Here is a 1,459-nt window from a genome sequence, read left to right as displayed (position 1 = left end):
TGTGCGGAAACCGTGCCCGTATATTTCCGTTTTGGTGTCGTACCCCATCGTGCGCAGTGCCTTGTTGACCGTGTTTTCACTCATCGGTTTAGCCACATTGTGATCGCCAGCAAACACTAGCTCGAAACGGCCAGTGATAGCTTGCAGGTCCTCAAGTACAGCAAGTGTCTGCCTAGACAGCGGAACAATATGCGGCGTTTTCATCTTCGCCCCCCGGTGCGAGTCAGGAACATCCTCGATTAGTTCTCGCTGCGGTGGAATGATCCAAATACCACGTACCATATCGACCTCTGCCCAGCGCATCATCCGCATTTCACTACTTCGCACAAAGGTTAGCAGGCAAAATTTCAATGCCGACTTAGTCAGAATTCGACCACGATAGTCATCGATACGCATCACCAGTTCAGGCAAGCGTTCAAGCATTAAAGATGGGCGGTGTTTCTCAACGTAAACGGCAAGCGCACCATCCAGATCAAGGGCAGGGTTACTGTCGATACGCCCCGTCTGCACGGCATAGCGCATGATGCCGACAAGACGTTGTCGTAGTCTGCCGGCAAGGTCAAGCACACCACGCGCCTCGACCTTTCGCAACACAGCGAGTAGATCACGTGCCTTCAAATTTTCAACGGGAACTGCGCCGATAAACGGCAGGATATCTGCCTCAAGTTCGCGCATTACGCGCTCCTTGTGCTGAGGGCTCCATCGGGAAGAATTCCGGCTATGCCATTCGCGGGCCACAGCAGCCAAACTGTTTTCGCCGGCAAGTAAGGCATCCCGTTTTTTCTCCTTTTTGAGCAAACCTGGGTCAATGCCCTTGGCAAGAGTAGCTTTCGCTTCTTCACGCTGTCCCCTCGCCTCGGCCAGTGTCATCATAACTGACTCGGCTTGAAGCTTGCCGCTTGCATCGATACCAGGCGGAGAACAATACACGCCAAGCGCCAGAACCTTTTCCTTTCCACCAAAGCGATATTTAAGCCGCCAATACTTTGCTCCATTGGATTCAACCAACAGATACAATCCGCCGCCATCGGCAAGTTTGTATTTCTTGGCTTGTGGTTTGGCATTCCGGACTTGCTGAGCTACGAGTGGCATTTGGGGGTACCTCTCTAACCAAACCGAAAGATACCCCCCAAAATACCCCCATTTATGGCTGGAAGCAATCGGAAGACTTAGGTCTACCTAGTAAACAAAAAACCCGCAAATCCTTTGTGGATGCGGGCTTTTAGGACCTACTAGGAACAATTGATAATGCTTGATGGTGCCCCGGGCCGGGGTCGAACCGGCACAGCCGAAGCCGAGGGATTTTAAGTCCCTTGTGTCTACCAATTTCACCACCGGGGCCAGACTGCAGCAGATGCAGTCAAGTTGCAGACTTTACCACATTTTCATTCGGAATTTCAGCCCCTGATTAAGGGAAGTTCTGCTTTTATCCGTTATCAGCCACTAAAAGTCGTTTTTT

The 1,459-nt window shown here is 51.4% G+C and carries 1 protein-coding gene and 1 tRNA gene; both read right to left on the bottom strand.

The annotated features are described in order from the left end of the window. The coding region (locus EGI20_RS18620; protein WP_498633182.1) for a tyrosine-type recombinase/integrase at positions 1 to 1,092 on the bottom strand (1,092 nt) is incomplete at its 3' end. 164 nt (positions 1,093 to 1,256) lie between these two features. After that, positions 1,257 to 1,341 (bottom strand) — tRNA-Leu (locus EGI20_RS18615). Between the last annotated feature and the right edge of the window lie 118 nt (positions 1,342 to 1,459).

It is taken from the genome of Aquitalea sp. S1-19, from assembly GCF_024343515.1.
The sequence above is the reverse complement of the archived record's forward strand: the minus strand, read 5'-3'. Positions and strand labels throughout refer to the sequence as shown.